Source organism: Mesorhizobium sp. M1329, assembly GCF_040318035.1.
Lineage (GTDB): Bacteria > Pseudomonadota > Alphaproteobacteria > Rhizobiales > Rhizobiaceae > Mesorhizobium.
In genome coordinates, this window is the sequence record NZ_JAMYLN010000015.1 from 1 (window position 1) to 16,928 (window position 16,928).

General features: G+C 62.6%; 17 protein-coding genes. 8 read left to right on the plus strand and 9 right to left on the minus strand.

The window, feature by feature from the left end; genetic code table 11:
• Both NKH21_RS16840 and NKH21_RS16845 read right to left on the minus strand, forming a co-directional pair.
• Positions 1 to 183 (minus strand): hypothetical protein (locus NKH21_RS16840; RefSeq protein ID WP_352866274.1); only part of this gene is annotated, 183 nt, incomplete at its 3' end.
• A gap of 161 nt (positions 184 to 344) precedes the next feature.
• Positions 345 to 557 (minus strand): cold-shock protein, encoded by a 213-nt coding sequence (locus NKH21_RS16845; protein ID WP_023678332.1) that lies wholly within the window; start codon positions 555 to 557, stop codon positions 345 to 347.
• 300 nt (positions 558 to 857) lie between these two features.
• On the opposite strand from NKH21_RS16845, the gene NKH21_RS16850 reads away from it, so the two are divergent.
• Positions 858 to 1,184 (plus strand): hypothetical protein, encoded by a 327-nt coding sequence (locus NKH21_RS16850; RefSeq protein ID WP_352669603.1) that lies wholly within the window; start codon positions 858 to 860, stop codon positions 1,182 to 1,184.
• Between the two features lie 51 nt (positions 1,185 to 1,235).
• On the opposite strand, the gene NKH21_RS16855 is transcribed toward NKH21_RS16850, so the two are convergent.
• Positions 1,236 to 1,805 (minus strand): methylated-DNA--[protein]-cysteine S-methyltransferase, encoded by a 570-nt coding sequence (locus NKH21_RS16855; protein ID WP_352669605.1) that lies wholly within the window; start codon positions 1,803 to 1,805, stop codon positions 1,236 to 1,238.
• 207 nt (positions 1,806 to 2,012) lie between these two features.
• Between NKH21_RS16855 and NKH21_RS16860 the strand changes: the two genes are divergently transcribed.
• The 4 genes from NKH21_RS16860 to NKH21_RS16875 all read left to right on the plus strand — a co-directional run bounded on the left by NKH21_RS16860 (position 2,013) and on the right by NKH21_RS16875 (position 4,462).
• Positions 2,013 to 2,789, plus strand: a complete 777-nt coding sequence (locus NKH21_RS16860) for a transglycosylase SLT domain-containing protein (protein WP_352669607.1) — start codon at positions 2,013 to 2,015, stop codon at positions 2,787 to 2,789.
• A complete protein-coding gene (locus tag NKH21_RS16865; RefSeq protein WP_352669610.1) occupies positions 2,782 to 3,270 on the plus strand; it encodes a GNAT family N-acetyltransferase in 489 nt (162 codons plus the stop codon). Before NKH21_RS16860 ends, NKH21_RS16865 begins: the two co-directional genes overlap by 8 nt.
• Positions 3,271 to 3,613: 343 nt before the next feature.
• Positions 3,614 to 3,997, plus strand: a complete 384-nt coding sequence (locus tag NKH21_RS16870; RefSeq protein WP_352669612.1) for a DUF6152 family protein — start codon at positions 3,614 to 3,616, stop codon at positions 3,995 to 3,997.
• Complete coding sequence (locus NKH21_RS16875; RefSeq protein WP_352669615.1) at positions 3,998 to 4,462, plus strand: DUF6644 family protein; 465 nt, start codon at positions 3,998 to 4,000, stop codon at positions 4,460 to 4,462.
• Between the two features lie 189 nt (positions 4,463 to 4,651).
• On the opposite strand, the gene NKH21_RS16885 is transcribed toward NKH21_RS16875, so the two are convergent.
• The 3 genes from NKH21_RS16885 to NKH21_RS16895 form a co-directional block, all read right to left on the minus strand.
• Complete coding sequence (locus tag NKH21_RS16885; protein ID WP_352669681.1) at positions 4,652 to 6,067, minus strand: AAA family ATPase; 1,416 nt, start codon at positions 6,065 to 6,067, stop codon at positions 4,652 to 4,654.
• Positions 6,068 to 6,196: 129 nt separating this feature from the next.
• The gene (gene carB / locus NKH21_RS16890) at positions 6,197 to 9,700 is read right to left on the minus strand and encodes a carbamoyl-phosphate synthase large subunit (protein ID WP_352866277.1); all 3,504 of its coding nucleotides are present in this window, start codon (positions 9,698 to 9,700) and stop codon (positions 6,197 to 6,199) included.
• A 234-nt stretch (positions 9,701 to 9,934) separates the two neighbouring features.
• Positions 9,935 to 10,816: an SH3 domain-containing protein gene (locus NKH21_RS16895; protein WP_352669620.1), complete on the minus strand. Its 882-nt coding sequence runs from the start codon at positions 10,814 to 10,816 to the stop codon at positions 9,935 to 9,937.
• A 263-nt stretch (positions 10,817 to 11,079) separates the two neighbouring features.
• Here NKH21_RS16895 and NKH21_RS16900 point away from each other — a divergent pair, with 263 nt between their 5' ends.
• Together NKH21_RS16900 and NKH21_RS16905 are read left to right on the plus strand one after the other, a co-directional pair.
• Positions 11,080 to 11,802, plus strand: coding sequence for a trypsin-like serine peptidase (locus tag NKH21_RS16900; RefSeq protein WP_352866279.1), 723 nt, complete (start codon positions 11,080 to 11,082; stop codon positions 11,800 to 11,802).
• A complete protein-coding gene (locus tag NKH21_RS16905) occupies positions 11,738 to 13,507 on the plus strand; it encodes a DNA/RNA non-specific endonuclease (RefSeq protein ID WP_352866282.1) in 1,770 nt (589 codons plus the stop codon). The genes NKH21_RS16900 and NKH21_RS16905 overlap by 65 nt, the downstream gene beginning before the upstream one ends.
• Positions 13,508 to 13,569: 62 nt before the next feature.
• On the opposite strand, the gene NKH21_RS16910 is transcribed toward NKH21_RS16905, so the two are convergent.
• Both NKH21_RS16910 and NKH21_RS16915 read right to left on the minus strand, forming a co-directional pair.
• Complete coding sequence (locus NKH21_RS16910; protein ID WP_352669623.1) at positions 13,570 to 14,316, minus strand: metallophosphoesterase family protein; 747 nt, start codon at positions 14,314 to 14,316, stop codon at positions 13,570 to 13,572.
• A gap of 251 nt (positions 14,317 to 14,567) precedes the next feature.
• Entirely contained in the window at positions 14,568 to 14,924 is a 357-nt protein-coding gene (locus tag NKH21_RS16915) for an ArsR/SmtB family transcription factor (protein ID WP_352669625.1), read from the minus strand.
• Positions 14,925 to 15,117: 193 nt separating this feature from the next.
• On the opposite strand from NKH21_RS16915, the gene NKH21_RS16920 reads away from it, so the two are divergent.
• Entirely contained in the window at positions 15,118 to 16,296 is a 1,179-nt protein-coding gene (locus tag NKH21_RS16920) for an MFS transporter (RefSeq protein WP_254820339.1), read from the plus strand.
• Between the two features lie 37 nt (positions 16,297 to 16,333).
• Here NKH21_RS16920 and NKH21_RS16925 read toward each other — a convergent pair whose 3' ends face one another.
• Positions 16,334 to 16,792 (minus strand): MarR family winged helix-turn-helix transcriptional regulator, encoded by a 459-nt coding sequence (locus NKH21_RS16925; RefSeq protein ID WP_352669629.1) that lies wholly within the window; start codon positions 16,790 to 16,792, stop codon positions 16,334 to 16,336.
• Between the last annotated feature and the right edge of the window lie 136 nt (positions 16,793 to 16,928).

Below are 16,928 nucleotides of genomic sequence, written 5' to 3' on the forward strand. Positions count from 1 at the left end.
GTCATTCAACCCTCCTTCGGCTTTTCCGGCCGAAATAGAATCGAGCTTCGCCGCAAAGCGCAACCCAGATGTGTGAATGCGATAGGTATAGAGACGGGGAGAAGGACGCTGTATCTGCGGTTTCGCCAATCGTCGGTCAAAATCCAGACAGCAAAAAGGCGGGACAAAATCCCGCCTTCCCATGCTTGGTAGCCTGATCGGGAGCGCTTTGGCCGGGCCGGCAGCAATCTGCTGCTTCGGCTTGTCGGGGTCTTCCGCTCCGGCGCGCTTCTCGCGCGACCGCCATTACACCGGTGAGTGCCCGCGCGCCCGGGGGTATCCCCGGGGGCGCGCCATTCGCAAAATCAGGCTGCCTTGCTCAGAGATCCAGCGGACGACTTGCCAGTGCGGCGGTCCTGCTCGATCTCGAAGTTGATCTTCTGGCCTTCGACCAGGGTCGACAGTCCAGCACGCTCGACTGCGGAGATGTGGACGAAAACGTCCGCGCCGCCGCTGTCAGGCTGAATGAAGCCGAAACCCTTGGTGGAATTAAACCACTTGACCGTACCTGTTGCCATTTCGATAGTCCTTTACGTTTGCTTTAGTTTGACTGGACCGAAACCCAGCCGGTTTGTATCGAGATTTTGGAGATAGAACGTCAGCAAACGCGAATATCGCGAGGCCCGGATCGATCGGCCGAAATATCAATGGACGGCATATAATATGCTTTCGTGCAAAAAACAAGACAGGGCGGAAAATGGCGCGGCGGCAACGCTGCCCAACGGCCGCCCCAATCGCGTGAGAGCGTCGTTGTTGCGCGCCTGACGCGGGAGGACCGCGCCGGCTTCGGGCGCGACCGGGTTTTGGGGAGAGGGGCCATGAGAATCGTTCTGCTTGCCGCTTGCCTGACGCTGGTGGCCGCCGAGGCGCAGGCGGTCTCGCGCTACGACCCGACCCGCATGAGCTGCGGCAAGGTGCAGGCGACGATTGCGCGCGAGGGTGCGGTCATCCTGCGCTACAGATCGGCGCGCGTGCCGGGGCTGGCGCTCTACGACCGCTACGTGCGGAGCCAGCAATTCTGCGACATTGGCGAAGTCAGGGCGCGGGCCTCGGTGCCGAGCGCCGATACGAATTCCTGCACCGTCTACAAATGCAAGCGGGTGGAGATCGACCGCCGCTTCCGCCGGCGCCTGCTTCCGGATTAGGAGTTGAGACGACGGGCCGGGATGTCGGCATCACCTGAACATCGATAAACCCTAGAACCCGAACGACACCTGCGCCGGCGGCGGCGGGCCGACGCGCACGCCTTCCATGGCCAGCATCTTTTCCTTGGTAGCCGAGCCGCCGGGGGCGGAAAAGCCGCCGATCTTGCCGCCGGCGGCAAGGATGCGGTGACAGGGGATGACCAGCGGCACCGGGTTGGCGCCGAGTGCGGCGCCCGTCTCACGCGCCAGCCCGGCATGGCCGGCGCGTTTGGCCAGTTCGCCATAGGTGGTGGTTTCGCCGAAGCCGAGCTTTCGCGCCGCGTCATAGATCGCCAGGCGGAACTCGTCGACGCCGCTGAGATCGACCGGTACGTTGGAGAAATCGATGTCCTCGCCGGCGGCATAGGCCTTGATCGAGGTGGTCAGCTCGGTAACCCATTGCGGCTCGGGCTGTGCTGCCTGGTCGGCGGCGGCATGGCGCAACAGCCGGCGCTCCACCGCGTCGCGATTGCGCTGCGGCAGGCAGAGCCGGGTCAGTCCGGCATCACTCCAGGCGATGCCCATGAAGCCGAGCACGGTTTCGAAGACCGCGTGGCCGGTGGTGGCATGAGAGGCGTCCATGGCGTGCTCCTTTCCGGAATCCTTCGAAGTACAAATCCAGAACAATATCGCATTTCCCGGCCCGGCTCGCCACCCGAAAACCACCGTCTACCGCGGATTGCCCGGGGAAAGATGCTGGTGTAAGGACTTCTTAACACCCGACGAACCGGACCCGAGCGCCGCTTGCCAGCAAAATTCCTCTTTCCCGTCCTAGCGGCGGTGTTGGCCGTGGCTGCTCTCAGTGGTTGCACCTCGACTTCGCCGGTGACCCCGGCGCCGGCCTTCACCGAAAACACGGCCAACACCGATGCCGGCTTCACGCTGGCGCTGCCCGACACGGTTTCGGTGCTGCCGGAGCCGTCCGGCGTCGCCCAGGTGGCGGCGCTGCCGATCGAGCCGGCCGCCGCCTTTGCCGGGCCGACGCCGCTGGCGGCAACTACCCCCGCCGTCATGACCGCCAATGCCCAGCCAGTCGCCCCGACACCCGCTGTCGCCATGCCGGTCACCGAACAGACCGCAGCCATGCCCGGCGTTCAGCCGGTTTCCTACACGGTGCCGCAAAACCCGGCCGTTCTGGCCGCGACCGACCCCACCGAGGGCCAGTCGAATGCCGGCGCCCGCAGCGAGATCGAGCGGCTGATCGAGAAATATTCCGCGCTTTACCAGGTGCCGGTCGATCTGGTGCGCAGCGTCGTCAACCGCGAGAGCACCTTCAACCCGAAAGCCTACAATCACGGCCATTGGGGGTTGATGCAGATCAAGCACGCGACGGCGCGTGGCATGGGCTATGACGGACCGGCGAGCGGCCTGTTCGACGCCGAGACCAATTTGAAATATGCGGTGAAATATCTGCGCGGCGCCTGGCTGGTGTCGGGCGGCAACCCCAAGCGCGCCGACCGGCTCTACCAGAGCGGCTATTACTATGACGCCAAGCGCAAGGGGATGCTGGGCGAAACCGGCCTCGGCAGCGACAGCCTGCGCCGCCGCATGCAGCCCGATGCCTGAGCCGCGCCCACCGGCGCCAAACGACATCCGCCTGCGCAAGATCCTCGACGACACGCTTCTGGCGCCGCGCTGGCCGGAAGGTTTTTTCATGCGCGCCTTCGAAGCCGCCGATGCACTCGCCTTGCATGCGCTGTTGACGGCGGTGTTCGACGACGGCGCCGACGGGCCGTTCGACCAATGGTGGCCGCGCATTTCGGGCGACGCGGAATTCGACCCGGCTTTGTGTTTCCTGGTCATCGACCGCAAGGGCCGGCTGGCGGGTGCGGCGCTCTGCTGGACGCGGGCTTTCGTCAAGGACCTTGCGGTCCACCCCGAGGCGCGCGGCAAGGGCATCGCCGAAGCGCTGATGCGGCACGCGTTCGCGGCGTTTCATGCAAGGGGCTCGGCGCATGTCGACCTCAAGACCAATACTGTCGAGAACGCGGCTGCGGTGCGGCTTTATCAGCGGCTGGGGATGATCGAGGTGGATTGGGCGGGGTGAGGGGCGGCGATCGCCTCGGTAAGTGCGGCGATGCTCAGCGGAGGCTGCGACGCTCGAAGGTAACGGCATGGATCCTAGGGTCTCCGCGACGTCGCTTCGCTCCTGCTCCGCCCTAGGATGACGAAGGGACGTGGCATAAGGCCAATCGCGGACGTTGGAGATTGGCTGGAAACCTCCCCTCGCTTCGTCATCCCAGGGCGGAGCGAACGCGAAGCGGAGCGCAGACCCTAGGATCCATGCCGTTTCCATGGCTGTGGAGCGCTGCGACCCAAAAGGCCCTCATGTGGTTTGACGCTGCCGCGCGCTGACCTACCCTTTTATGCCCGAACCGAGGAGACGAGCGATGCTGTCACCTTTCAACCGGAGCGTCACGCTGGCAGCGGCGGTGATGCTTGTCGCCGCCACCGCGGCCTATGCCCATCATGGCTGGTCGTGGACGCAGGACGGGTTCTTCGAACTCAAGGGCAAGATCATAGCCATCTATGTCGGCAATCCGCATGCCACGCTGGATGTCGACGCCGAGGGCGAGGTGTGGCGGGTGGAGATGGCACCGCCCTCCCGCACCATTGCCGCCGGCTTCACCGAGGAGGTTGCCAAGGTCGGCGACGACGTGACGGCGATCGGCCATCGCTCGCGCGACGAGAGCGAAAAGCGCATGAAAGCAGTCCGCATCATCGTCGGCGGCAAGACCTATGACGTCTATCCCGACCGCGTGCCGCCGGCCTGAATGGACGGGCTTTTCGCCGGCATCGAGCAACTCGCTTTGGTGCGGGGACTGAAGGCCTCCTTCGTCGCCTACCCCATCGTCAATGCGCTGCACATCATGTCGATCGGCGCGCTGCTGACCAGCGTCTGGCTGATGGACCTCAGGGTCCTCGGCGCCTTCCGCGCGCTGCCGCAGGCGGCGTTCGTGGCGCTGCTGCGCCGCACCGCATTGGGCGCGTTCGCCGGTGCGCTTGTCACGGGGTCGCTGCTGTTTTCAGTCAGGGCGAGCGAATATGCGGCGATGCCGATCTTCCTCGCCAAGATGGGGCTTATCCTTCTCGCCGGCATCAACTTCCTCGTCTTCATACGCCGCGCAAAAGACGGTGACGAGCCGGCCGGTGGGACCGTCACCATCCTGGCTGTGCTCTCGCTGGTGCTGTGGACGTCGGTGCTGTTTGCGGGGCGGTTTATTGGTTTTCTGAACTGAGGCGAGCGTCGGCACTGGCGTTCGCAAGGTGCGGGATGGCGCGTCGCAGACCGAGGCGTCGCTGAAGGAGCTGAAATACTGCCTGGGTCAGCAGGCACCTCGCTGACGCGCAGCTTTGTGCCGGCGGCTCCATGGCCGATGGAGTTTGTTATCGAGATCGAGTGTGTGGCTGTGGCGTGAGGGGGTGGTTCACGCGGCTTGAGGCTGCTGAGCAAGACCCAAGATGAGGTCTCTCACTTTCTCGCCGAGATAGTCGGACAGGCTTCCCGGCGCGACTGGACCTTTGGCAGGTTTGCCATTGGCGAGTGCAGCGATCGCTCGTCCGACAAGAACTTCCCACGGCTTATTGGACATCAAACCCACCAAAATATTTCGGATGGACTTAAGATCGTGGACCTTTCGATCAAGGCCACCATCAACAAACTCCTGCATGGCTGCATAGTATTGATGGTCCTGGTTCACCTTTAACCAACTTCCGATGAGTGTTTCCAAACCTGGCCAAGTGACTCCTGTGCTAGCAAGCACTTCGTCGCTAAGCATTAGATTCTCTGCCGCTCGACACGAAAGTCGCATTCGAACCACGTGCCCAAAATCGTCAATTTCAGCGGGTTGGAGGTCCCTGTCTCGAAGTGAAAAAGCTTTCGCATTGTCATAAACAGCTTCGATCACGTTGTTCACTTCCGTTTCAAAATCCGCGAAGTGGGCTCCGCCATCGATGGCGCACGGATAGACCCGAATGCGACCATTAGAAGACCTAACGGCCTGCTGCCACACCCGCTCATCATCCTCTCCCTCGATCAGTAGGATCGGGGCTTCGTTGAAAACATTGGATAGGGGATGTGCGCCGAAGATTGGAAGGATACTGCGGTCAACATCCGACACCGGTTTGAATGAAAGTTTTGTATCCTTTCGCCTCATAAATGCGATGTTAACGTCGGCTCGTGAAGATAAACTTGACACCAGCGCAGTGCTATGAGTTGCTATGATTAATTTGACTGGCTTTGCTTTTACAATCTTTACCAAGAACTTAGCCAATCTGTCCTGAAGGTCTGGGTGAAGATGGGCGTCTGGTTCGTCGATAAACAGCAAATTAGCCTTGTCTTGCTGTGCCTCGGAGACGAAAGACAAAAATTCTATTCCGAGAGAAACCAGCTCAGATTCACCGCTACTCAAGCTCTCAGAGGTTATCGCCGCATCAGTCTCTTTGTCTTTGATCAAAAAGGCTTTAGATTTTTCGCGTTCGATTCGCACTCGATCGAGGAGGGTGTTTATTTGGTCGACCGTTGCATCGAACGTTCGGGGTGTATATCCAAGCTTTAGTTGGTCTTTCTCGATAGCTCTAAGCTCAAGTAATTCAAGCTGCCTGAATAAGTACGCGCTCTGTTGCCTAAAATTCTCAGACTGATTTTTCCGCCTATTATCGCTCATCCAATTCAAATTATTGATGATGGCTTGTTCAATTCCCGCTTCGTAAGAGACGAAGCCCCCTCTCTCCGGGCTTATGTATCTGGTATTTCCAATTGTTCCGATAGATTTCACATGCTGTTCGACATTCTTAAGCAGGAAGCTCTTTCCGCACCCATTTTTTCCTAAAATAATGTTGATATTTGAGAGGTTCTCAAGGGAAAACCCGAAGTTCCATTAATATTCATTTTCGATCTCAATCCGGATAGTCAATTCTATGGATGGCTAGAAAACGATATCAATTCTCTCCGATATTTTATGATACAACGCTCAAGAAAAATACTCCTGCAGCGGCCGAACCTCTAAACTCCCCGCCTTCAGCGCCGCAATCGCCTCAGCCACCGCAGCCGCGCCCGACAGCGTCGTGTAATACGGCACCTTCTGCATCAGCGTCGCCCGGCGCAGCGATTTGGAGTCCGACACCGCCTTCTGGCCGTCCGTGGTGTTGAAGACGATCTGCACCTGGCGGTTGCGGATGGCGTCCTCGATGTGTGGGCGGCCTTCCAGCACCTTGTTGATTTTCTCAGCGGCGACGCCGTTTTCGGCGAGGAAGCGGGCGGTGCCCGAGGTGGCGAGCACCTTGAAGCCCTGGCCGGCGAGGCGCTTGACCGCCGGCAATATGCCTTTCTTGTCTTCGTCGCGCACCGAGACGAACAGGGTGCCGGAGCGCGGCAGGTCGACGCCGGCGCCTAGCTGGCTCTTGGCGAAGGCGAGCGCGAAGTCGCGGTCGAGGCCCATGACCTCGCCGGTCGAGCGCATTTCCGGTCCGAGCAATATGTCGACGCCGGGGAAGCGGGCGAAGGGGAACACCGCTTCCTTGACCGCGATGTGGCCGGGATTGCGCGGGTCCGGCATGGCGCCGTAATGGGCGAAGGCGTCTTCCAGGCTCTCGCCGGCCATGATGCGGGCAGCAATCTTTGCAATCGGACGCCCGATGGTCTTGGCGACAAAGGGCACAGTGCGTGATGCGCGCGGGTTGACCTCCAGCACATAGACCGTGCCGTCCTTGATCGCATATTGCACGTTCATCAGGCCGCCGACATTGAGCGCGCGGGCAAGGGCGGCCGTCTGGCGCTCGAGCTCGTCGACAAGCTCCGAAGGCAGCGAGTGCACCGGCAGCGAGCAGGCCGAGTCGCCCGAATGGATGCCGGCTTCCTCGATGTGTTCCAGGATGCCGGAGACGTAGGTCGACCTGCCGTCGCAGAGGCAATCGACGTCAACCTCGATGGCGCCTGACAGATAGGTGTCGAACAGAAGCGGGTTCTTGCCCAAGAGCGTGTTGATCTGGCCGGTCTTGTCGTTGGGGTATTTCTGCTTGATGTCCTCCGGTACCAGGCCGGGCACGGTGTCGAGCAAATAGGATTGCAGCATGCTCTCGTCGTGGATGATCTGCATGGCGCGGCCGCCGAGCACATAGGACGGGCGCACGACCAGCGGGAAGCCGAGCTCGCCGGCGACGAGGCGGGCCTGCTCGACCGAATAGGCGATGCCGTTCTTCGGCTGGCTGAGGCCGAGCTTGTGCAAAAGCTTCTGGAAGCGGTCGCGGTCCTCGGCCAGATCGATCATGTCGGGCGAGGTGCCGAGGATCGGGATGCCGGCCTTCTCCAGCGCATCCGCCAGCTTCAGCGGCGTCTGGCCGCCGAACTGGACGATGACGCCGACCAGTTCGCCGGACGCCTGCTCGGCGCGCAGGATCTCCAGCACGTCCTCCGGCGTCAGCGGCTCGAAATAGAGCCGGTCGGAGGTGTCGTAGTCGGTCGACACGGTCTCCGGGTTGCAGTTGACCATGATCGCCTCGAAGCCGGCGTCACGCAGCGCAAAGGCGGCATGGCAGCAGCAATAGTCGAACTCGATGCCCTGGCCGATGCGGTTGGGGCCGCCGCCGAGGATGACGACCTTTTTGCGCGAGGAGACCTGCGCCTCGTTGGCTAGCGCACCGGCAAACGGCACCTCATAGGTCGAGTACATGTAGGCGGTAGGCGAGGCGAACTCGGCGGCGCACGTGTCGATGCGCTTGTAGACGGGATGAACGTCGAGCTTGTCGCGTATCTTCTGGATCTCTTCGACATCCTTCCTGACCAGCGACGCGAGGCGCGCGTCCGAAAAACCCATCGCCTTCAGCATGCGCAGATTGGCGGCGTCCTCCGGGATACCGTGCTCGCGGATGCGATCCTCCATGGCGAGGATGCCGGCGATCTGCTCGAGGAACCACGGGTCGATCTTGCACATGGCGTGCACGTCTTCCAGCGAGGTGCCCATACGGATCGCTTGCGCCACCATGCGCAGCCGGTCGGGCGTTGGCGTGCCCAGAGCGGCGCGGATAGCGTTGCGGTCATCGACATGGCTGGCCGGCGCGTTCCCGTGGCCGATGCCGGGGATCTCGATCTCGTCCAGACCGGTCAGGCCGGTCTCCAGCCCGCGTAGCGCCTTCTGCAGCGACTCCTGGAAGGTGCGGCCGATGGCCATGACCTCGCCGACCGACTTCATCGAGGTGGTCAGCACCGGCTCGGCGCCGGGGAATTTCTCGAAGGCGAAGCGCGGGATTTTGGTCACGACATAGTCGATGCTCGGCTCGAACGAGGCCGGCGTGGCGCCGCCGGTGATGTCGTTCTCGAGCTCGTCCAGCGTGTAGCCGACGGCGAGCTTGGCGGCGATCTTGGCGATCGGAAAACCGGTCGCCTTGGAGGCCAGCGCCGACGAGCGCGAGACGCGCGGGTTCATCTCGATCACCACCAGGCGGCCGTCGGCCGGGTTGACGGCGAACTGCACGTTGGAGCCGCCGGTCTCGACGCCGATCTCGCGCAGCACCGCGATCGAGGCGTTGCGCATCATCTGGTATTCTTTGTCGGTCAGCGTCAGGGCAGGGGCGACGGTGATCGAGTCTCCCGTATGCACGCCCATCGGGTCTATGTTTTCGATCGAGCAGATGATGATGCAGTTGTCGGCCTTGTCGCGGACGACCTCCATCTCGTACTCCTTCCAGCCGAGCACGCTCTCCTCGATCAGCACTTCGGTGGTCGGCGAGGCGTCGAGGCCGGACTGGACGATCTCGTAGAATTCGGCGCGGTTATAGGCGATGCCGCCGCCGGTGCCGCCCATGGTGAAGGAGGGGCGGATAATGGCGGGCAGGCCGACATGGTCGAGCGCTTGTGCTGCGATCGCCATGCCATGGCTGATATAGCGCTGCTTGCGGTCGCCTTCGCCGAGGTTCCAGCGCGTCTCCAGCGCGTCGAGCGCGGCGTCGAGATTTTCGGGCTTCTCGGCCTTCAGCGCGGCGCGCTCGGCTTCATGCGTCTTGCGGTCGGCGTTCTTGACGTCGGTGGCGTTGGCCAGCATCGACTTCGGCGTTTCCAGGCCGATCTTGTTCATCGCCTCGCGAAACAGCGCGCGGTCCTCGGCCTTGTCGATGGCGTGCGCGTCGGCGCCGATCATCTCTACTTGATAGCGGTCGAGCACGCCCATGCGGCGCAGCGACAAAGCGGTGTTGAGCGCGGTCTGCCCGCCCATCGTCGGCAGCAGCGCGTCCGGCCGCTCCTTGGCGATGATCTTGGCGACAACTTCGGGCGTGATCGGCTCGATGTAGGTGGCGTCGGCCAGTTCCGGGTCGGTCATGATGGTGGCCGGGTTGGAATTGACCAGGATGACGCGAAAGCCCTCTTCCTTCAGTGCCTTGCAGGCCTGGGTGCCGGAATAGTCGAACTCGCAGGCCTGGCCGATGACGATGGGGCCGGCCCCGATGATCAGGATCGACTTGATGTCGGTGCGTCTTGGCATGTCGAGGTCCGTTCGGCGGGCGGCTTGCACAAAAAGCCGGACGGGATGACCCGGCCGGTTGTGCTCGCGATTCTGGTATCAGGCTAGGAGGGCCTTATAGGGAAGAGTTTTGCCGGATGTAACCCCGAAAATGAGGCAGTAGGGCAGTAGGGCAGTAGGGCAGTAGGGCAGTAGGGCAGTAGGGCAGTAGGGCAGTAGGGCAGAGGTTCGAGCGCCCTTTTAAAACATACTGCCCTACTGCCCTACTGCCTTATTCCCTAACCCAGCCAACTGATCCGTAATCTCGAAGCGCTCGGAAGCACCGATACGGATTATGTTGAGGCTGCCCTCGCGGGTGAAGCGGAATTCGCCAGGTGCGTCCGCACCGGCCGGCTTGCCGGCCTTGAAGCTGATGATGCGCGTGCCACCATCGGGCCAGGTCACGGTCACGTCGGTCTTGTCGCCGGTGCGCACGACATTTGCCTTGCAGTTGGTCATCGGCTGGCCGAGATAGCGCGCGCAAGGGATGGCGTTGCCAGCACCTGGGACCGGTGTCCCCGGCGGCTGCAGCCGTGCAACGGTCTGTGCGTCGGGCGGAGGCGCCGCGTTGGCCGCGCCGAAATTCTGGACGGGACCCACTGTTGCGGGCGGCGATCCATCAACCTGTCCAGTCGAGGGGTTTCCACCGACCAGGGCCAGGCGGTAAGCATCCTCGATCGCCGCCCTGCCGATCGCATCAGCGGAGTTCAGCGTCGTTTCGGGACCGCCGGTTGCGCCGAGGCGCGTTGTCAGATCGGGCAGCGGTTGAGGCGCAGGGCTCTCCGCACTGGCCGCCACCTGGGGTGTCACTTGCTGGGGATTAATGGGGTCGAGATAGCGCGCCGGAGCCCATCCGCTCAGCTTGGGGTCGTCAATGTCTTCGACTTTGCACCACTTGTGGCCGCTGACGTCGCCGCAGCCGAGATTCTTCACGCTCGAACCACTCGGCAGCCGTGCCTCGATCTTGCCCATGGCCGATGCCGTGGCGCGCACGTTGAGGAGGTCATCCGGAGCGAGACCCGTCACAATCGAGATGATGGGCTCCTGCTCCTGACCGTTGGCCGGCAACTCCGCCAGCATCAGCGGAGCGGCAACCATCGCAAGCAGCGTCGTCGGGAGTGTTACTGTGCGCCTAATCATCTGCCATGGGCGGTAGGTTCAATTGCCGAAGGCGCGGCCAGGCACGAAAGCACCGTCGCACGCCAGCCGGTTTTTATAGGCGACGAGGCGGCGCTGTGTAAGCCCGAAAAGGGGCCGCGTGTTGAATCGCGACCGGGCCACTTCCGCGAACTAACAGCCGGCAAAATATTGCACATTTCATGTAAATATGCACTCTCTCAAGTAAGGTTGAGGAGGGCAATATGGTCGACCTTGAAATATTCGCGCAAGTGGAAAACATAGTTCGCCAGCGTATCAAGAAAACGCGCCCCGAAATTGAGGCTTCACTTGGTCACATTGCCAACGGCAATCCGCTGGCCGCCGAACAGACCCTCTCCAGGCGCCTCGACAGGTTGCAGGTAAAGGCGTCGCTCAGCCGCACCGAAGCGGAGATGATATCGGCTGCGATAGACATGAGGTCTGCCGGGGAGAGAAAGGCCGCCGCCAAGCAGCCAGGACCGGAAGCAATTCTCGGCCCAACGCTCGATTTCATCGGGGTCGCATTTCTGGAGCGTGGGCGCCGTGTGGCCGATGCGGTCGGCCGCGTTGCCTTTCTCAACGGCAATCCACAAGGATCGGGTTTTCTGGTCGGGCCAAGGCTGTTCCTCACAAACAACCATGTGATTTCGTCGCCGGCGGATTCCCGGCGCTTCCAGGTCCAGTTCGATTATGAGCAGGACGGTGCGAATGCCGTGCGTACGCCGACGACGTTCCTGTTCGATCCTGAATCCTGTTTCGTGACCGATAGCATAGAAGGTCTGGACTATACGCTGATCGGGGTCGGCGAGCGGCGTTCCGGTCCAAAGGAACTGGGGGAGTTCGGTTTTATCTCGCTGTCGGATGCGCGCGACAAGCATATGCTTGGCGAAATCGCCAACATCGTTCAGCATCCCCGATGGCCGCTTCAAGGAACTGGTGCTGCGTGAAAACCGGCTGGTGGCCCGCGACGAAACGGTTCAAGTGCTGCACTATGTCGCCGACACCGAACAGGGTTCGTCCGGTTCACCGGTCTTCAACAATGAATGGGAGCCTATTGCCCTGCACCATTGGGCCGGGCCGTTCCACGAGGTGACGGGCATAGGTGGCTATGCGCTTGCGCGCGAGATCAACGAAGGCATACGGATCAGCGCCATCGTTGACGATCTCAGCACTAGAAAGTCCAGGCTGCCGGGCTCCTCGGCATCGGCGGTTTCGCAAGCTCTGGCGATTTGGGCCGGCACGCCGCGCATGATGGACGAGACAGTTCGGCTGAACGCCGACATTCGCGAAGATGTGCTGGACAAGCCGGTGCAGCGACCGGAACCGGACGGCAATCCGCCGGCGACGAGACACAATGCCGATGGCTCGGTCACCTGGACTTTTCCCGTCGAGATAAATGTCCGGGCGCCGCTGATCGACGGCGACGGAGGCGATGCAAGACGGAACGCCGGCAAAGGCCCGGCAAGCGAACCCGCGAAGGTAGCCATCGCCGAGGCAGCGGGTTGGAAAACAGAGGATTTCGACGATCGCGGAGGGTATGAGCCCGGCTTCATACCGGGCTTTGTCCTGCCAATGCCGACGGTTGCCAATTCACCCTACCGGTTGGCCAAAAACCTTCTTGCCAAACCGGGCGAGGACCCACACGAATTGCACTATCATCATTTTTCGATCTTGATGAACGCCGATCGCAGGCTTGCCTTCGTCACCGCCTGCAATATCGATGGATCCCGCACCAAGGCGGTCAATCGCGAGGACAAGACGGTCATCGACCACCCGTCGCTTGTCGAATTGGGGGTGGAGTCGATTTCCGGTGCGGAAGCCAGCGATGCTTTCCGGCCCGATCGCCGCATCGACCTTGGCGAGCAGATGACCCAGGAATTCTATTCGAGCCAGAATGTGCCTGGATTTCCCGTCGCAAAATCCAAGGAACGAATCGCTCGAATGTTCCAGAAGGGTCATATTACGCTTCGCGGCGACCCCGCATGGGGCGTGGATCAGGAGGCGGTCGCGGCAGAACGCGACACGTTCTTTTATACCAATGCTGCGCCGCAAGTCGGCTTCTTCAATCAGGGAAGCTCGCTTAACCATCCCGGCTCCAAGGGGAAGCTGAGATGGCGCGCGGTGGAAACCTATGTGCTGCGCAACGCCTATACGACGCGAGGCCGGGTCACGGTGTTTGCCGGGCCAGTGTTCCGCGAGGACGATCCTCCTTACCGCTTCGAAAGCCATGTTCCGCTGAAGTTCTGGAAGATCGCGCTGTGGTCCGATCAAGCTGGCCTGCGCGCCATCGCGCTGCTGGCGGACCAGAAGCCGGTTTTGGAAGTGATGCCTGAAGCGTTCGGCGAGCGTGCCGAGGCATTCGATGACCCGCTTGAAATTGCCAGGGTATCGGAGTTTCTTTCGACGGTGGCCGAGATTGAAGAGCTGACCGGCCTGAACTTTGGCCAGCAGGTGCGCGACGCCGACATTCGGGCCGGTTCCGAATCGGTTCCAGCACAGACTTTCAACCCAACGCAACTGGCGCCAAAGCCGTCACGGCCAAAGGCTTCATCGCCCAAGACTTCGGCGACCAAGACTTCGACGCCCAAGACTTCGGCGGCCAGCGCCCGACGTCCTGCCAAGCAATCGAAGCGATCGGCGTCTGACAACTGAAGATTGGACCGGTCGCGGCCGCTTGGAGCGCGGTCATCCGTTCGGCCGGGTATGATCGCGGTTCAGCCCGGCATGAAGCCGGTGCGCAGCGCGTGGGCCCATTCGGGCCGCGCCGCCTGCTCGGCCTGACGCGCCGCCGCCTCGTGGTCATAGTCGACAGCAATGGCCTCGAAGCGATCGGGGTGCAAGTCGACGAGGCCGTAGCGGGCGTGCGGCGAGCCTTGCTCGGAGACATGCGCCGGTGTCGTATCGTCGTGATAGGCCGGGCAGCCGATGCTGCCCGGGTTGAAGATGACCGGGCCGCCGGGAATGCGGACCAGTTCGCTGCGGTGGCTGTGGCCGCAAAGCATGATGCGGCAGGCGGGATCGATCGCGCCAAGCCGCCGCTCGATGGCGGCCAGCGGCGCGCGCACCAGTCGGCCGTCGACAATCGCGTCAGTCAGGTATTTTTCGTCGTGGTCGGGCCGGGCGTGGAAGGCGATCACGCCGGGCGCCACATCGAGCGTGAGGGGCAGCGCGAACAGCGCCTCGCGTTGGCCTGCCGTCAGCCGTTCCTGCGCGTAGCGGTCGGACGGCCACATGGTCTCGTCGGCGGTGTCGCGGGCAACGCGGCGGTCGTGATTGCCGCGCACCGTCGGCAGCTCGAGCGCCTCGAGCCGCTCCATGGTCTCGCGCGGCCAGAGCGGGCCGGAAACGCAATCGCCGAGATTGACGATGATGTCGGCACCGCCGCGTCGCCGCAGATCGTTGAGCACGGCGTCGAGCGCCAGGACATTGCCGTGGATGTCGGCGAGGACGGCAATGCGCATGGCAGGCTCCGTGGCTGAGGCAGCGTTTCCTCGCCCCCGCGAAGCGGGGGAGAGGTGGCCGCGAAGCGGCCGGAGTGGGGCCTTTCGCGCGCGGCGCACTGAAAAGTGGAACTTCCTTGAAGGGGGAAGGGGCGTCAAGGCCCCCACTCCGTCTCGGCTTCGCCGAGCCACCTCTCCTCCACTCCGTGAGGGAGAGGAACCCAAGTTCTGCGAGGGCACTTCTCGCCTTGGCTGTTAAGGTAGCGTAGTATTCAGGCTGATATTTCGATCTCGTGGCCGCCGACCGCCGGCAACGATGCGTCGTCGCCGGCCGCGGCAATCACGCTGTCGAGCAGGCCCGGGAAGCGGCGGTCGAGATCGTCACGGCGCAGCGTGATCAATCGACTGGTGCCAACCGCCTCGGTGCGGGTAACGCCGGCCTCGCGCAGCTTGGCCAAATGGTAGCTCAGATTGGTCTTCGAGCAGAGGTCGAGGAACCGGCTGCAATTCAGCGGCACCCCCTCCTTGCTCGCGAGATAGCGCACGATGGCCAACCGCGTCGGGTCGCCGAGCACGGCAAGCACGTTCGGCAGGCTGATCTGGTCGGCGGTGGGATGGGGCAAGGTCATGCCCAGGAATTAAGCACATTCGGGGCCGATTTCAACGCATCTCCTCTCGTGGCTGATGGACACATAGTTTCGCCCTGTCGCCCCGTCCTGACACCGGGCTGTCAGGATGGTTCGGCTATTTTGCAGCGGCTTTATTGACATCATGCCCTGTTATGTCCAATTGTTCAATAACCTTTGAACTAAGGAAATTGCTATGGATAAGCGCCTCATCTGGCTTGCGCTCGGATCGTTCACGATTTCGACCGAAGGTTTCGTCATCTCCAGCCTTTTGCCCGACATTGCAAAGGATGCCGCCATCTCCGTTCCGCTCGCCGGCACGCTGATCACCGCGTTTGCGCTCGCCTATGCGATCGGCACGCCGATCCTGGCAACGCTGACCGGCGAATGGGATCGTCGCCGCGTCATCCTGTGGACGCTGGTGTTCTTCGTGTTGGGCAACGTCGCCGCGGCGCTGAGCTCCTCCTTCGAATTGCTGTTGATCGCGCGCATCGTCATGGCGCTGTCGTCAGGCTTGTTCGCCGCGACCGCACAGGGGACGGCCGTTGCGCTTGTCGACGATCATCACCGCGCCCGCGCCATTGCCGTGGTCGTCGGCGGCACTACGGTTGCGGTCGCGGTCGGCGCGCCGCTCGGCGCGCTTGTTGCGACCGTCGCCGGCTGGCGCGGCACCTTCTTTGCCATTGCCGGCCTTGGCGCGCTCGCCGGCGCCATCCTGTGGTACCGGCTGCCGCGCGGCATCGTCGGCACCAGGCTGCCGCTCCGTATGCGACTGGCAGCGGCACTTCGCCCCGGCGTCATGCCTATCCTGGTGACGACCATCCTGGCACTGATCGGCGCCTTCACCGTCTTTGCCTTTGTCGCGCCGCTCGCCATCGAAGGCGGCGGACTGAACCCGATCGCGCTTCCCGGAATGCTGCTCGCCTTCGGCGTTGGCGCGGTCATCGGCAACATCGGCGGCGGCCAGGCAGCCGACCGATTCGGCGCGACACGCACCGTCTGCTGGTCGCTGGCGCTGAGTGCCGCCATGCTGGTCACATTTTCGCTGATCCCGATGTTCCTGCCGCGCGAGATCGCCGGGCCGGCGCTGATGGCCATGATGGTGCCATGGGGCATCGTCGGCTGGGCGTTCCCGCCGGCGCAGGCCAGCCGTATCATCAAGCTGGCGCCCGATGCCGCGCCCATCGTGCTGTCGCTGAACGCTTCGGCACTCTATCTCGGCGTCGCACTGGGGGCGGTGGTTGGCGCCGCGGTGCTGCGCTACGGCGCACCGGCCGACCTCGGCGTGGTCGCGGCGGCATTCCCGATCATTGGTCTGGGCGTGGTGCTGGCAGGCCACCTGGCGGCGCGTCCGGTGGCGATGCCGGCCGAATAAGGCTGTCAGTGGAGCTTGGCTGCCGGCCGCCGATAGTTCAAGTCGCGGCCGGCGGTGCGTCAAAATCCAGCGCGGCGATTTCGTCCAGCGCCGCTCGCAGGCTTGCCGCCTGCTCCTTTCCAAACATCTCCTCGAAGCGCTGCTGGGCGACGTGCCACAGCTTCATGGCTTCTTCGAGCTTGGTCCGGCCCTGCGGTGTCAGCCTGACGCGCTTGATGCGGCGGTCGGCAGGGTCGGCGAAGGTCTCGACATAACCGTCGCGGATCAGCGGCTTCAGCGTATGACCGAGGGCCGACAGGTCCATGACGAGGGCCGCAGCGATGGCACCCATCGCCGGTTCGTTGCCGACGTGGATTTGATAGAGCAGGCCCTGCTGCGTGGCCTTAATGCCGGAGGGCGCGAGCACATCGTCATAGAATTGGCCGAGTTTCCGCGTCGCACGGCGCAGCATGGCGTTGTTGCAAAGCAGCAGGCCGGGCAAGGTGGTTTGGGACATTGGCGGATTTCCGGTGAAGGGACCGGAAGGGACCCTCGATGCAAACCAGAAATAGTCCCTGCTCCACGGATTGACAAGATGATGGTATATGCCTACATTCCAATAGTGGCATATACCATTAATTGATCTGCCGGTC

Excerpts from the sequence above, each read along its gene's own strand:
- NKH21_RS16895 (WP_352669620.1), bottom strand. The coding sequence starts at position 10,816 with ATGGTTGCCGCTCCGCTGATGCTGGCGGAGTTGCCGGCCAACGGTCAG.
- NKH21_RS16920 (WP_254820339.1), top strand. The coding sequence starts at position 15,118 with ATGGATAAGCGCCTCATCTGGCTTGCGCTCGGATCGTTCACGATTTCG.
- NKH21_RS16845 (WP_023678332.1), bottom strand. The coding sequence starts at position 557 with ATGGCAACAGGTACGGTCAAGTGGTTTAATTCCACCAAGGGTTTCGGC.
- NKH21_RS16865 (WP_352669610.1), top strand. The coding sequence starts at position 2,782 with ATGCCTGAGCCGCGCCCACCGGCGCCAAACGACATCCGCCTGCGCAAG.
- NKH21_RS16855 (WP_352669605.1), bottom strand. The coding sequence starts at position 1,805 with ATGGACGCCTCTCATGCCACCACCGGCCACGCGGTCTTCGAAACCGTG.
- carB (WP_352866277.1), bottom strand. The coding sequence starts at position 9,700 with ATGCCAAGACGCACCGACATCAAGTCGATCCTGATCATCGGGGCCGGC.
- NKH21_RS16850 (WP_352669603.1), top strand. The coding sequence starts at position 858 with ATGAGAATCGTTCTGCTTGCCGCTTGCCTGACGCTGGTGGCCGCCGAG.
- NKH21_RS16910 (WP_352669623.1), bottom strand. The coding sequence starts at position 14,316 with ATGCGCATTGCCGTCCTCGCCGACATCCACGGCAATGTCCTGGCGCTC.
- NKH21_RS16875 (WP_352669615.1), top strand. The coding sequence starts at position 3,998 with ATGGACGGGCTTTTCGCCGGCATCGAGCAACTCGCTTTGGTGCGGGGA.
- NKH21_RS16900 (WP_352866279.1), top strand. The coding sequence starts at position 11,080 with ATGGTCGACCTTGAAATATTCGCGCAAGTGGAAAACATAGTTCGCCAG.
- NKH21_RS16870 (WP_352669612.1), top strand. The coding sequence starts at position 3,614 with ATGCTGTCACCTTTCAACCGGAGCGTCACGCTGGCAGCGGCGGTGATG.
- NKH21_RS16915 (WP_352669625.1), bottom strand. The coding sequence starts at position 14,924 with ATGACCTTGCCCCATCCCACCGCCGACCAGATCAGCCTGCCGAACGTG.
- NKH21_RS16925 (WP_352669629.1), bottom strand. The coding sequence starts at position 16,792 with ATGTCCCAAACCACCTTGCCCGGCCTGCTGCTTTGCAACAACGCCATG.